Origin of the sequence: Cellvibrio sp. PSBB023 (genome assembly GCF_002007605.1) — a bacterium.
Taxonomy (GTDB): Bacteria; Pseudomonadota; Gammaproteobacteria; order Pseudomonadales; family Cellvibrionaceae; genus Cellvibrio.
In genome coordinates this window covers 2034029-2047411 of sequence record NZ_CP019799.1, presented here as the reverse complement: position 1 = coordinate 2047411, position 13383 = coordinate 2034029, and the positions used below count along the sequence as shown (strand labels likewise).

The 13383-nt window shown below is 48.8% G+C and carries 10 protein-coding genes; 4 read left to right on the top strand and 6 right to left on the bottom strand.

Annotation, left to right across the window (positions count from 1 at the left end; genetic code table 11):
- Window positions 1–208: 208 nt before the first annotated feature.
- A complete protein-coding gene (locus tag B0D95_RS09060; RefSeq protein WP_168172429.1) occupies window positions 209–3175 on the top strand; it encodes a glycosyl hydrolase 115 family protein in 2967 nt (988 codons plus the stop codon).
- A gap of 72 nt (window positions 3176–3247) precedes the next feature.
- Here the strand turns inward: B0D95_RS09060 and B0D95_RS09055 are convergent, their stop codons facing one another.
- On the bottom strand, window positions 3248–3754 hold the full coding sequence (locus tag B0D95_RS09055) for a M48 family metallopeptidase (RefSeq protein WP_078043601.1): 507 nt from the start codon (window positions 3752–3754) through the stop codon (window positions 3248–3250).
- A 320-nt stretch (window positions 3755–4074) separates the two neighbouring features.
- On the opposite strand from B0D95_RS09055, the gene B0D95_RS09050 reads away from it, so the two are divergent.
- From B0D95_RS09050 to B0D95_RS09040, 3 genes are read left to right on the top strand one after another with little or no spacing between them, the layout of a single operon-like run.
- Window positions 4075–5532 carry an undecaprenyl-phosphate glucose phosphotransferase gene (locus tag B0D95_RS09050; protein WP_078043600.1) on the top strand — a complete coding sequence of 486 codons (1458 nt, stop codon included), beginning with the start codon at window positions 4075–4077 and terminating at the stop codon, window positions 5530–5532.
- On the top strand, window positions 5522–6742 hold the full coding sequence (locus tag B0D95_RS09045) for a hypothetical protein (protein WP_246841763.1): 1221 nt from the start codon (window positions 5522–5524) through the stop codon (window positions 6740–6742). Before B0D95_RS09050 ends, B0D95_RS09045 begins: the two co-directional genes overlap by 11 nt.
- Before the next feature lie 43 nt (window positions 6743–6785).
- Window positions 6786–7601 carry a polysaccharide pyruvyl transferase family protein gene (locus tag B0D95_RS09040; protein WP_078043598.1) on the top strand — a complete coding sequence of 272 codons (816 nt, stop codon included), beginning with the start codon at window positions 6786–6788 and terminating at the stop codon, window positions 7599–7601.
- Window positions 7602–7610: 9 nt separating this feature from the next.
- Here B0D95_RS09040 and B0D95_RS09035 read toward each other — a convergent pair whose 3' ends face one another.
- From B0D95_RS09035 to B0D95_RS09015, 5 genes are read right to left on the bottom strand one after another with little or no spacing between them, the layout of a single operon-like run.
- Window positions 7611–9101 (bottom strand): lipopolysaccharide biosynthesis protein, encoded by a 1491-nt coding sequence (locus tag B0D95_RS09035; RefSeq protein WP_078043597.1) that lies wholly within the window; start codon window positions 9099–9101, stop codon window positions 7611–7613.
- Window positions 9098–10318: a glycosyltransferase family 4 protein gene (locus B0D95_RS09030; RefSeq protein ID WP_078043596.1), complete on the bottom strand. Its 1221-nt coding sequence runs from the start codon at window positions 10316–10318 to the stop codon at window positions 9098–9100. The genes B0D95_RS09035 and B0D95_RS09030 overlap by 4 nt, the downstream gene beginning before the upstream one ends.
- Before the next feature lie 3 nt (window positions 10319–10321).
- Window positions 10322–11404 carry a glycosyltransferase family 4 protein gene (locus B0D95_RS09025; protein WP_078043595.1) on the bottom strand — a complete coding sequence of 361 codons (1083 nt, stop codon included), beginning with the start codon at window positions 11402–11404 and terminating at the stop codon, window positions 10322–10324.
- A 3-nt stretch (window positions 11405–11407) separates the two neighbouring features.
- Window positions 11408–12184: a WecB/TagA/CpsF family glycosyltransferase gene (locus tag B0D95_RS09020; protein WP_078043594.1), complete on the bottom strand. Its 777-nt coding sequence runs from the start codon at window positions 12182–12184 to the stop codon at window positions 11408–11410.
- Entirely contained in the window at window positions 12184–13350 is a 1167-nt protein-coding gene (locus B0D95_RS09015) for a glycosyltransferase (RefSeq protein ID WP_149867889.1), read from the bottom strand. The genes B0D95_RS09020 and B0D95_RS09015 overlap by 1 nt, the downstream gene beginning before the upstream one ends.
- Between the last annotated feature and the right edge of the window lie 33 nt (window positions 13351–13383).

Sequence of the window (13383 nt, the reverse complement as noted above, 5' to 3'; positions counted from 1 at the left end):
GAACAATATAACTCATTGAATGTAAAGGAAAATGTGTTTTTAATTCGTTGTGTTGACTTGCCGATATGGCTTCTTTCTTGAGTATTGCCAAGCAGAGGTTCTCTGGAGTTGATTTCTGCACTATCAAGCCCTAATCTAGATTGTCTGAAATACTTGTATACAAGATAGTTGGGAATTGATGCGTATGAGTTATCCAATAAGAAAGATCATGGTAGTTTCTGTGCTGGTTGTTGTGGCGGCAGTATTGGTTCTGACAACAATTGGGCGGGATGACGTAGAGCCTCCACGCAGTATGGGCAGCGTATGGAAGCCCTACGACGGAATGAATCCGGCAATTTCCAGTCAACCAAATTATTTCGCACCACCGTTTATGCCTGTATCAGAATCGCCAATAGACGAGGCCATGATACTTGCTGCTGAAAGCCATGTTGCCGCTATTTATTACAGTATGGAGGACGCCAAAGTTGTACAGCTTGCCGCAGAGGCATTGCGCGATGATATTCAGCGTGTGACAGGTCTCCTACCTGAGGTAAGCACGGGAACACCGCACGTACCTCGCGCTATTTTGATTGGAACTCTCGGTCAGAGTTCACTGATTGATGATTTGGTTAAAGCCGGCAAGATTGATGTGTCTGCCATTCGAGGTAAATGGGAGGCCTATGTTGCCGCTGTGGTAAGTAACCCTCTGCCCGATGTAGAACAAGGTCTCATCATCGTCGGCAGTGATCGACGCGGAACCGCTTTTGGTGTGTTTGGTTTATCTGAATCCATAGGCATCTCCCCTTGGCATTTTTGGGGTGATGTACCTGTTGCGAAAAAAGACGCGCTCTATATTGCTGGCAGCCATACCCAGCAATCACCCGGGGTTAAATATCGCGGAATTTTTATTAACGATGAGGATTGGGGCATACAGCCCTGGGCTGCAAACACATTTGAGCCAGAAGTCGGAAATATTGGTTCCAAAACCTACGCCACCATATTTGAGTTACTACTGCGCCTCCATGGCAATGTCATTTGGCCAGCGATGCATGAATTTCCGGTGAAGAGTACACCTTTCTATGAGATTCCCGAGAATAAAATCGTTGCAGATAACTATGCGATTGTTATCAGTACTTCCCATCACGAGCCTATGCTGACAAATAGCCATGAATACGACGAAGCTGTTCACGGCCCATACGATTACTGGAACAATCGCGAGCGTATTTATAAGTTCTGGGAGAATCGTGTAAAAGAATCGGCCAGCTATGAAAATATTTATACCATTGGCATGCGTGGGCGCCGTGATGAAGGAATGATGGCTCCTGAGGAAACAACCAATGAAGAAAAAGCGGCAAAAATCCAGCATGCGATTATTCCAGATCAGCGCCAGATGATTGCTGATCATTTACATGTGGATCCTGCCGGGATCCCACAAATTTTTATCCCGTACAAAGAAACATTGGTTCAATACCAGTCTGGCCTAACCTTGCCGGATGATGTCACCATTGTTTGGCCTGATGATAATCACGGTTACATCCGTCAGCTTTCTACGCCTGTCGAGAATGCGCGCTCCGGTGGATCGGGTGTTTACTACCACTTGCAATATTGGGGTGTCCCCCGCAGTTATTTGTGGTTTTACACTACACCCTTGGGAATGACACAGTCAGAAATGATAAAGGCGTGGGACTTTAACGCGAATAAAATCTGGATCGTCAATGTTGGTGACATCAAGCCTTACGAAATTGGCACTGACTTTTTTATGCGCCTTGCGCGCAACCCGGAGGCCTTCCGAAACTTTGATCAAAGAATTTATCTCACGCAGTGGGCAGCCTACACATTCGGCGCTGAGCACGCTGATGCCATTGCGGATGTGCTTGAAAATTACCTCAGCCTGAATATTAAAAAACGCCCGGAACAACTCGATTTAATCGACAGTGGTTTTAGCCTTGTCGCTAAAGGGGATGAAGCACAGCAGCGCTTGGATACTTTCGCAGCCTTAACCGAATCTGCCGATGCTATTTATAAACAGCTTCCCGATTCACACAAGCCGGCATTTTACGAAATGGTGCTTTACGCCGTTCGCGCTTCCTCCCTGATCAACCACAAGGTTTTACTGGCAGAGCGTAGCCGCCTTTGGGCGCATCAACAGCGTGCTGCCACAGCATCACTTGCCGCGCAGGCACATTCTGCCCAAAAAGCATTACTTGAAGAGGTGCGTTTTTACAACGAAAAAAATGCTGATGGAAAATGGAATTATATGGCTAATCCCATGCCGTTATCGCAACTGCCCACTTGGGCCCATGACACCCAACGTGCTTGGGTGATGCCAGAGGTAGGTGATTACACACCGCTGCCGCAAGCAAACCTTGGTGTAGTGGTTGAAGGCGCTGTCGATCCTCTCGGCGTGAATGCGGTAGGGGTGCTTCCTATCTTTAATCGCCCTGCCAATTCCAAATTTTTTATCGATATTTTTAATCAAGGTGCAGGTGATTTGAAATGGACAGCCAAACCCAGTGCTCCATGGATACTGTTGAGTCAGGCTAGCGCCAGTGGAGATGCTCGTATCGTAGTGAGTATTGATTGGCAGCAGGCACCTTACGGAGATGCTGTTGCCGGATTTATTACCCTTGCAGGTGCAGGCACGGAGCGAAGAGTTGATCTAAGGGTGTTTAATCCAGAAGGGCTTGATGTAGCGGCACTGCCAAGCGCGGTAGAAAATAACAGTGAAGTCAAAATTGCCGCGGTTGACTACATAGCGCACCATGATCTTAACAACGGTACTGGTTGGCACCGTGTTAATCGGGCAACCGCAACCGGTGACGGCATGACTATCCAGCCTGTCACAGCCGCGAGTATTGATTTGGTTCGTCTGGCTGAAGATAGCCCTTCGCTGACGTATAGTTTTTATTCATTCAGCACCGGTCAGGTGAAAATTCATACCCAGTGTTTACCGACACACAAAATTACGTCTGAACATTCTGGCTTGCGTTATGCAATATCGTTAAACGGAGACAAGCCTCGCATTGTTGATATTCATGCAAATGAGTACTCAGAAGCGTGGAATGTGAATACTTTGAGGGCCGCCGCTATTGGAATTTCCGAACATGAAATTACAGCGCCGGGGATACAGAATATTAAGATCTGGATGGTCGATGCAGGTGTGGTTTTGGATTCACTGACAGTGAATATTGATTAAGAAGAGTGCTTAAGATTTGGGGGGGAGAGGGAAAATCCCCCCGTCTATCTAAAGAATAAAAAAGCTATCGCCCTACACATAGAGATCCCCTTTCAAATCCAAATACGTCAGATACAAACGTAAATCAAATTCGTATTGATGGTAGTTGGGTTCCATGTGGCAGCACAGTTGATAAAACGCTTTGTTGTGTTCCTTTTCTTTAAAGTGGGCTAATTCATGCACCACTATCATTTTTAAAAAGGCTTCGGGTGCTTTGCGAAAGACGCTGGCGATTTTGATTTCGTTGACGGTTTTAAGTTTCCCGCCATGAATGCGGCTAATGTAATGGTGCTGCCCCAGCGCATGCTGGATCACTTTTATTTTGCTGTCGTAACTAACGCGGCTGAGCGGCTGGGTTTTTCCCATAAAGTCGGCTTTGAGTTGCTGTGCATATTGGTAGAGCGCATTGTCGGTACGTATTGCATGTACGGACGGATAGCGTGCGCGTAATACCTCCGCCAAGCGGTCTTCCTCAATCAGTGTCTGTACTTTCTGCAGTGTCTCTGGCGAGTAACCGCCCAGATATTTAAGTGTGGTCATATGCTGGCAAATAAATCCGATGAAAACGGATTATAAAGGCTTACCGCCGTGAATGATATTCACCTCTGGCTGCCATAGTGCAGTGCTTTCGCAAAAAGCATGCGTTGTCTTGGGGCAGTCACTGTGTTTTTTGGATTTTCTGTTATTCGCTAAATAGCAGTAATCTGTTGCTTTTGGCGACACAAAGCGAAGATTGATCGAATTCCCTCACAAAATTTTGCAGGATTTTCGTGCAGGTTATTTTTTGGCCTGGAAAATGCTCTGTACAAATAAGACGCAGAATGTTTTTGGCATGATGAAGTAACATGCATGGAGGTCGTATGAGCAATCTGTCTGTGAAAGGGGCTTTGGTGAGCCCAGTAACTTCGTCTAATCAACCACCGGTTATACGGTTCCACCATTCAAAAATTCTTGCGCTATTTCGCGCGATTGATAGCGCACTCATTGTTTCAATTCTTTGGCTCGGGCTGGCATTTTTTGGGCTTGAGTGGACAAATCTCTATACCGCGTTTGCGATTGCCGCCGTTATTATTTTTGGTTTTTTTGCCGAAGGTAATGAGGTTTATTATTTGTGGCGCGGGCATTCTATGTTGGATTTAGCGGCGCGACTATTACTAGCTTGGTTCATAACAGCCATTTTTATTGCGTTGGTTGCGCTGCTGGTTTATCCATTTGCCTCACTGGGTTTATGGGTACTTGCCAGTTGGTTAATTGCCACACCAGGCTTGATGGTGGCTATGCATTTGGGCCGACGATTACTGCTGGCGAAATTGCGCGCTAACCCCACCGAGCCGCGGCGTGTGGCAATTGTAGGCGCAAATGAATTGGGTTTGCGTTTGATTAACTCCATGAAAGTTATGCCTTGGTTGGGTTACAAGGTGATGGGTTTTTATGATGACCGCTCGCCGTCCAATGACGTAGGGCGACGGTTGATTGGCAACAATATTGAAGTAAAAGGTGGATTGGAGCAGTTATACCAGGACGCCCACGACGGTAAATTGGACATGGTCTTTGTGGCATTGCCCATGCGTGCTGAGTTGCGTATGCACACGGTGATTGATCGCCTTGCGGATACCACTGTCTCGCCCTATGTGATTCCCGATGTATTCAGTTTTGATTTATTGCATTCGCGCCTCACCTGTTTGCAAGGGATTCCCGCGCTCAGTATTTACGATTCCCCACTGGTGGATAACGGTTGGGCAAAACGCTTGGAGGATGTGGTACTCGGTACCGGTATTTTATTGCTACTGGCAATTCCTATGTTGGCGGTTGCGATTGGCGTAAAACTGACATCGCCTGGCCCGATCTTTTTTAAACAGACGCGCTACGGAATGGGTGGCGAAAAAATAAAAGTGTGGAAGTTTCGCTCCATGACTGTGTGTGAGGACGGCAAGGATGTAGCGCAAGCCACGCGCGCTGATCCGCGCATTACTCCCTTTGGGAATTTTTTACGGCGCACTTCACTGGATGAATTGCCGCAATTGTTTAATGTGTTGTCGGGCAGCATGTCTCTGGTAGGGCCTCGCCCTCATGCGGTGGCGCACAATGAGTTTTATCGCGGCCAGATTAAAGGCTATATGTTGCGTCACAAAGTCAAACCCGGCATTACTGGCTTGGCACAGGTCAATGGTTTTCGCGGTGAGACAGAAACGCTGGACAAAATGTCCGGCCGCATTGCCTATGATTTGGAATACATTCGCAACTGGTCGATTTTGTTGGATATTAAAATTTTATGGAAAACTATTTTTAAAGGCTTTGTCGGGCAGAATGTGTATTAATTCTGGCCGTGTGAGTGTGAGTATCTTCCGCCGCTTTTTTAGCGGTAGCTTGCAGAGTTGTTTATCGGTGAGTTGTGCTTGGACAAGTAGTGCGATGATGGCGCTAGCAGGTGTAGCACTCAGTGCTAGCCATGCTGTGGCAGAAGATCGTTTTACCTTGATGTTAGGTGCGCAGGAACATTGGGACAGTAATTTTGCGCGCAATGCCGAGGTGGATTCAGAGCATTACACTCGCGCCACTGCATCTGTTGCACTGCATGAGCGCTGGAGTAAACAGGATATTGCTTTGGGTGTGAGTGGTAGTCGCTACGCTTATGCGCAGCGCGATGACTTGGATGTGAGTTTTTACGAGGGCAAAGCGCGTTGGCGCAGCGATTGGAATTCGCGCGTAAAAACCGCATTTGCCTGGGCGCGCGATGCCTATGCCGTGGATCGTTTGGAATTCGCCGATAAAGATGTTGTTGCACGGGATGATGCAAGTGGCGAGTTAACACTGGGTATGGGCAAATACCTTGGTCTCACTCTAGGTGCGCGACAAGTGGCGCAAACCCATTCCAATAAATTGCGCGATTACCTGGATTTTGATGAAGATGAATGGTTTGTGGCGAGTAGCTACAGCACGGCCAATAAATCGTCACTGAGCCTGCGTTTGCGCGAAGGTTCGCGTGACTATGTGAACCCTGTACCTAATGCAGTGGCGGTGCTGGATTTTGATTATCGCCAATTGGAAATAGAAGGTTCCTGGGCGCTGACACGCAAAACACAATTGGGTTTTACCTTAGGGCGTTTTAAACGCGAAGGGGACGTGAATGCGGGCACGGGTACGCAAGCGTTAATCGATTTGCGTTGGGCAATGAGTGAAAAAATGACGCTATCGCTCAATTACAGCCAAAGTGAGCCGGCTGTTGGTGAGACAAGTGATTCACCGTCTTCTGTGCGCACGGGTAAATTGATACTTGGGTGGGAGCCACGATCAAAATGGTTGTTCACTGCCGCCGCAGGTTACAGTAAACAGGCTTATGCGCAGCGATTGATAGAACCTGCGCGCGATGAAACGATTACTACTTTTAGTCCATTGGCGCTGACTTATCAGCTTAGTGACTTACTCAGGATTCGTCTTGATACCCAATGGGTGGATCGCCAATCGCCGCTGGTGTATCGCGATTATGATTATGTACAAGCCAGCCTTGGTATCGCTTTGGTATTTTGAATACGCGATGCATGACTTGTGAATTGATGCTAACGGAGTGCCTATGTTTAAACGTCTGGCTGCTTACCTGGAACCTGCGGTTGAGTATAAACCGCGCTTGCCTTTTCCCTATGTGGATTTATACAACTGGATGCCGAGCGATGGGCGCGTGAATTTTGGCGATCACCTCGCCGAAATTGTGACGCGTCAGGTGTTGGCGTTACAGGGGTTAAGTTTGGATCAGCAAGTCAGTAAAAGTGCGCGATTATTGGCTATAGGTTCGGTGTTGCAATACAGTGCAGACGACGATCATATTTGGGGAACCGGTTGGAATGGCAAGGTGCCGGAGGTGATGTTCAAATCCCGACGGCTTAACTTGCATGCTGTGCGTGGCCCCTTGACCGCTGAATTTTTACAGCGCCGTGGTTTTGCAGTCCCCGATATTTATGGAGATCCTGCGCTGTTAGTGCCGCATTTATTCTCCGGGCGTTTTACAGCTAACCCCAGCCGCGATTATGTATTCGTGCCTAACTTGCACGATCTCTCCATACTGCCGCCCAATACTCCCCATGTGATTTCGCCCCTGCAAGGTTGGAATCGGGTTATTGAACAAATCCTGCAAGCCAAATTGGTATTGGCCAGTTCACTGCACGGGCTGATTATTGCCGAAGCCTACGGTATTCCCGCACGCTATGTACGTCTCTCGCAAACGGAAGATCCTTTCAAATACAACGATTATTATTTGGGTTCCGGTCGCGTGGAAGCGGAATTGCAATTTGCCAGTTCCATTGATGAAGGCAAGGAGATGGGGGGCATGCCCGGATTGCGTTTTGATTATCGCCCGTTATTGAATGCCTTTCCCTACTATTTGTGGGATTAATCCTGTTAGCTAGGCAAGGCGCAACAACCGCTGCACATAATGGATAAATGGTTTTGCTTTGGTGGGAGCCATGGCGGCGCTCTCACCTAAAAAATGTTTTGTTTCATGGCGGAAAATGCAGGACATTATCAGCACATAAATCAGTCCACCAAAACCCGCGAGCACGAGTAGACGTAAGCCAAGCGCCCAGTCTGTCGGTAAGAGTAGTTTGGTTGCCTGCACCAGTGCGAACATAATCAGTGCGGCGCTGAAAGTGGGCGCTATAACACGCAGTTGTTGCAATAGGCCCACCTGAAATATTTTTTTGAAAAATAACATATTAAAAATAATGCTGAGGTAGGCGCGCAGTGCGTAGCCCGCTGCTGCAACGACTATACCGAAGGGCACCAGCAGAAAGCCCAGCAGACAATTCAATGCGAATGCAATGCCTGCCAGTATCATCACGTAGTGAGTGTGGCCACTGGCGGTGAGTGCAGAATTAACTTGCGTACTGATCACCAGGGGTGCAATACCCAAGGCAAGCATAGTCATGACCTGGCCGCTTTGTGCCCATTTGTCGGTAAAAGCGAGTTGAATAAATTCTGGCCCCAGTGCGGCGGCGCCAAAAAAAATCGGAAAGGTGAAATAGGCGCTGATGCGCATGACCCGCAAGGTGGCCTGCGCGCGTGCCTGGGTTTCATTCAAGCGTGACAGTGCGGGCAGCAGCGCCTGTTCAAAGGGTTTTATAACAATTTCCTGCATGATAAATAATACGCGACCGCCCACCCGGAAAAACCCTAATGCCGCAGGGCCAATTAAGATGCCAATTAACATTTCATATATTTTGGTGGCCAAGTTGCTCACCAGTTGCGCCAGTGTGAGTGGTGCGGAAAAGCGCAACAGTGAACGGCTGTGTGCGAAGGAAAAATGCCAGCCGGGAAACCAGTGGGCGCTGTACCAGGTGATAAGGGTGATGAGGAGTTGATTGAGCAGTTGTTGCCACACCAATGCCCATAAGCCATAGCCTTGTATGGCCAATAGGATACCCAGTGTACCAGAGAGGAGGCTGGCAATAATGGTGCGCAATGCAATAGCGCGGAAATTAAAATCGCGTTTGAGTTTTCCTTCGTGTACGGCTTTGGCGCCTTCCAATAAAAAGATAATGGAAAGCACCTGCACCAGCAATTCGGCACGGGTGTCGTAATAGTAAGCCACCAGCGGCGCGATTACCCAAAACGCCACTGCTGTAACCAGTACGGCCAGCAACAGGTTGAGATAAAAACAGGTGGCAGCATAGCGTTCATCCCACTCGGTGTGACGCACAATCGCTTGCGAAAAACCGGCATTGACGATTATTTTTCCCAGCTCCACCACAATCAAGGCAAAGGCGACCAGGCCTATATCTTCAGGTGCTAACAAGCGCGACAGGATAATAAAAATCACAAAGCTGATAAGGCTGTTGCCGCTGGCAGCAGTACTCATCCACACAGTGCTTTTACCAAAGTTTTTTTTCAGGCTCATAAGGAATTGCCTTGTGAGTTAACCAAGTGTTGCAACGCGTGTTGGTATTTGTGGCGATCAATACAGGCTTGCATTTGCTGCGCGCAGCAGGATTTTTTTGCCGCGAGCAGGCGGCGATCCTGATAAATATCCGTTAGCCATTGTGTTGCTACTGAAATGTCTGCATCGGCCCAGGTTGCTTGTTCAAAATCGCTGAATTCCGGATGGCTGGAATTTACCGCGATGGGTTTGCTGGGCACTAAAAAACTGTTGTCGGCGTTACAAAAATCCATATTGCCTGACCAGGCCGTTGTTAATACGGGGGTGTGCAGCAACATGGCTTCTGCAAGGGTTAAGCCAAAACCTTCCGAGCGATGTAATGAGGCATAGAGATCCGAACATTGGATTAATCCGAGTATATCGGCATGGCTCCATTGTTGGTCGATTAACAAAATGGTCGGATGCCCGGCGATGGCATCGAGTAATTGTTTTTTTTCCGGCGAGTCACCACCGGCATTGGCTTTTAATATCAAGTAAGCATCGGGCTTGTGTGCCAAGGCGGCTTTAAAGGCGGCAATCAGCCCTAGCGGATTTTTGCGTTCCATGGCACTGCCAAAACTGAAAATACTGGACACCACAAATGCCTGCGCAGGAATATTCAGTCGTGTACGTATATCGCTGCTAGTAGCGCCGCAGGTTACCGGGTGAGTGGCGGTGAGCACCGGTGAGTCGGTATAGCGCTGAATAACCCGGGTAGTGAAATGCGATGGCGTAATAATGGCGTTCATATAACGAAGCGCATTTATCCATTCGTCAGGTATGGCTTCCAGCTCCCATGCCCAGTAACCAATATTGTAGGTTTGCTTAAACTGGGCGATGCCCATTTGCAAAATGACTGGCGGCAACATGGGCGGATTTAAATGGTAGATGCGGCAATTAATGGCTGGTGTATCGCCAGGGTGGGTTGCAGGTGTTGGCCAATCCCATGGCAATATTTTTGGTTTGCGAAAAAATGTTTCCACACTGGTGCAGTGAACGCGATAGCCGTCAGCCGCTAATTGTTGTGCACACAAACGGGCAGATTCCCCAATGCCGGAAATGCTGTGAAAAAAACCGATTACTTCGATGCACAGTTCGTCCATCTTGGTGGGCAGTGACGCATGGCTTTTGGGAATCATGCGCTGTAATAACTGTGCACGAATGCGACGATAAATATGGCGCGCGAGATTTTTCATCATTGATCAGTGTGGTTTGTCGGAAGGTGTAGCGGTAGCCGCCGTGTGGGCTGGTGTACCGGATTGGCGATAAAAATCCAGCGTTTGTGCAGCGAGTTTGTCCCAGCTGTAACTATCCAATGGGCACACCTCCGGGCGGCTGCTGTGTTCAAGGGCGAGCAGTGCATGGGTCAAACTGGTTGGTGTTAAGTCGCTGGCGTAGCCGTAAATCCATTGCCGCCCTAATTTTTTTTGCAGTTCGGCGACTGCGCCCATATGCGGTGCAATCACCGGGCGGTTGTAAGACAGTGCTAATAACAGGGCACCGGAATTGAGAATGGCTTTGTAGGGCAAGATCACTGTGTCGGCCGCGCTCATAAAAACAGCTAGCTCGTCATCGGGAATAAAGCGCAAAAATAATTGTGTGCGATTATTTTTTAAGGTTTCCAAAGCGCTGCGCAGTTCGGGCGGGGCTGTGTCGGCGGTACCAGCGATAACCAGTTGGTAATCCCCCAGCGCGATTTGATTAAACGCCTGCATTAATCCATCGATATTTTTGTAGGGTTTGATCATGCCGATAAATAACAATACTTTTTTGGTCGGGTCCAATCCCAATCGTGTTTTGGCGGAGAGCGAATCAATGGCTGGTGGATAGCAGCTGCGATAATGACCGTGGGGAATAATGGCGTAATGGCTGTGGGGTGAGGGATTGTAGTGTTGGTAAAATGCAGCGCGATTGGCTTCGCTCATAAAAATAAAACCGTCGCAACGGCGAGCAAACCACTGCATAAACGTATTTGATAGCTGAGGGCGGCGCGCATCGTGTGGTGCGGTGTTGTGTACAGTCCACAGGATTTTAGTGCCCCGCCATTTGAACAGGCACACCATCGCAATCATGAGCAGCATGCGCTGCAAGCTTTTGCCGAGGCTTGCGCGATTAATATCACCATCCGGCCAGTGAAAATGCACTATGTCAGCCGGAGTGCGCAGGGCTTTGCTGTGGCGATACTCTTCAACCTCAACCCCCAGTTGTTGCAGTTCGCGGTAGAGCAGTGCGTTGTAAGGGTTAACCTTTTCATTGCTGAAGGCCGGTGCGGCAAATAGTTTCATGGCTTATCCCCCGGAGTGACGCAGGTGATGAATGCGATCGCCGCTGCGTACACAGAGCAGCAGGAATTGCGCAATATCCAGCGTATAGCGCCGCAATAAACGCGAAGGTTCAAGGCAGAGCCGATAAAACCATTCCAGTCGCAAGCGTTGTACCAATGCCGGTGCGCGTGTTTTATCGCCTGCTAAAAAATCCAACAGCGCACCTACACCCATTAAGAGCGTGGCGTTCAGTTGGTGGCGATGTTTGAGAATCCACTGTTCTTGATAGGGGTTGCCCATAGCGACTAAAACTACATTGGCATGGCTGGTATTAATGGCGCTGATCAGCATTTCAGCGTTGCGTGCTTCTTCGTAACCATTGCGCACGCCCACCACATTTACCTGATATTGCGTGGACAGGGTTTGTGCCGCGCGCTGGGCAATACCAGGCTTGGCGCCGAGTAAAAATACGCGCGCGCTGGTTCCCAACTGTTGTAGCAGTTGCGGTGTAAAATCCGTGCCGTTTAAATTTTCAGTAAAGCGCTGGCGATGCACTAACCAGGTGGCTATATCAATACCAATCCCATCGTTGACAATAATGGTGTCGTTGCCCGTTAACGCCGCTTGTTCTGCCTGGCATTTCACAATGAAGTTGGTATTGGCAAAACACAGCGCGATTTGTTGCTGTTGCATTTTTTGTTGCAACAGTGGAATTAGCGCAGCACTTGTGGTGCGCATTATAGGAAAGCCACCGAGGGCAATAATGTCATGGGGGCGTGTTGCATGAATTGGAGTGTCCATCAGGCAAATACCTCGGTGTCGCTGAATTGTTTGGGGGCGAGCATGCGGGCGGTGACTTGTGCCCAATCCAGTACAGTGCGTTTGCTAAAGGGCTGCGGTGGGTTCAGTGCGCGGGAAATGGCTTGTGCAATAGAATCTTCATCGCCAATGTCATAACCAAAACGGCTGGGGTAATCGGCGGCAATAAAATGCGGGCAAATGGCGGGCAAACCAAAAAATTCATACTGCGTGAGTTTGAGTGAGGTATCGCGCAAATAGGCGGGCAGGTTAACGCTGGAGTAGGGCGCAATGCCGAGTGTGGCGTGTTTGATGTAGGGCAGCGTTTTATCAAACGGCATTTCACCGTATACGCTGACATTGTTGCCATAGTCCGGGTGGCGCGGTTGGCAGGAGCCGATAATATGAAAATGAATCTGCGGAAAACGTTTGCTGGCGAGTACAAAAAAGTGTGGGTCAAATAACATGGAACCTACCGACACCGCATGTATACCTTCGCTATAGGGTGATGGGTTGGCTTTTTCATTAACAGAATAATCAATTCCCTGCGGCACAAACGCCAGGTTGTGGGTTGATGGCATTGAGTCGGCGAGTGCTTTAGAGGGCATGACGATGGTGTCTATGTCTTTGGCGATACGCGCAAAGGTGTTGCGGATATAAACGGCAGCATCAATGGTGTCGAGTGCATCGGAGGCGCGGTAAAGTATTTTTGCGCGCGGATTTAAGTGTTTAATTAAATCGAAAAAAATCGGCGCGACACCGCTCTCCAAAATAATCACATCGGATTCGCGAATCCATCGCCGCAATACCCGATTAAAACCGAAGCTGTAGAGGTGATACATCAGCGATTCAAACGGGCGAATGCGAATGGGGTGAATCAGTGTTTTCCACAAATAGCAGTCGACACCCTGATGCGTCACGATTTTGTTGGCCTGGTCATCCAGCGACAGGCGCGGGTCGTGTTTGTAGCGCGATAAAAAACTGTAGCGCAGCGAGAAGAAGCGCGTCGGCCCCATTTTGGCTAATTCACTGGCCACAAAATGAATGCCTGCTTTGCGCGGCGAACGGTAGTCGTGTGCGGAGAGCAGCAGGTATTTCTGTTGCGCTGCGCAGGCGGTGTCGGTCAATGCGGATTCATTGGTCCGGCTAAGAAATTCTGTTGTGTTCACAATGCTCTCCTTCAGTACATCAGGCCTTCACTC

Coding starts and splice junctions, on each gene's coding strand:
- B0D95_RS09060 (WP_168172429.1), top strand. CDS start 209: ATGGTAGTTTCTGTGCTGGTTGTTGTGGCGGCAGTATTGGTTCTGACA.
- B0D95_RS09055 (WP_078043601.1), bottom strand. CDS start 3,754: ATGACCACACTTAAATATCTGGGCGGTTACTCGCCAGAGACACTGCAG.
- B0D95_RS09050 (WP_078043600.1), top strand. CDS start 4,075: ATGAGCAATCTGTCTGTGAAAGGGGCTTTGGTGAGCCCAGTAACTTCG.
- B0D95_RS09045 (WP_246841763.1), top strand. CDS start 5,522: ATGTGTATTAATTCTGGCCGTGTGAGTGTGAGTATCTTCCGCCGCTTT.
- B0D95_RS09040 (WP_078043598.1), top strand. CDS start 6,786: ATGTTTAAACGTCTGGCTGCTTACCTGGAACCTGCGGTTGAGTATAAA.
- B0D95_RS09035 (WP_078043597.1), bottom strand. CDS start 9,101: ATGAGCCTGAAAAAAAACTTTGGTAAAAGCACTGTGTGGATGAGTACT.
- B0D95_RS09030 (WP_078043596.1), bottom strand. CDS start 10,318: ATGATGAAAAATCTCGCGCGCCATATTTATCGTCGCATTCGTGCACAG.
- B0D95_RS09025 (WP_078043595.1), bottom strand. CDS start 11,404: ATGAAACTATTTGCCGCACCGGCCTTCAGCAATGAAAAGGTTAACCCT.
- B0D95_RS09020 (WP_078043594.1), bottom strand. CDS start 12,184: ATGGACACTCCAATTCATGCAACACGCCCCCATGACATTATTGCCCTC.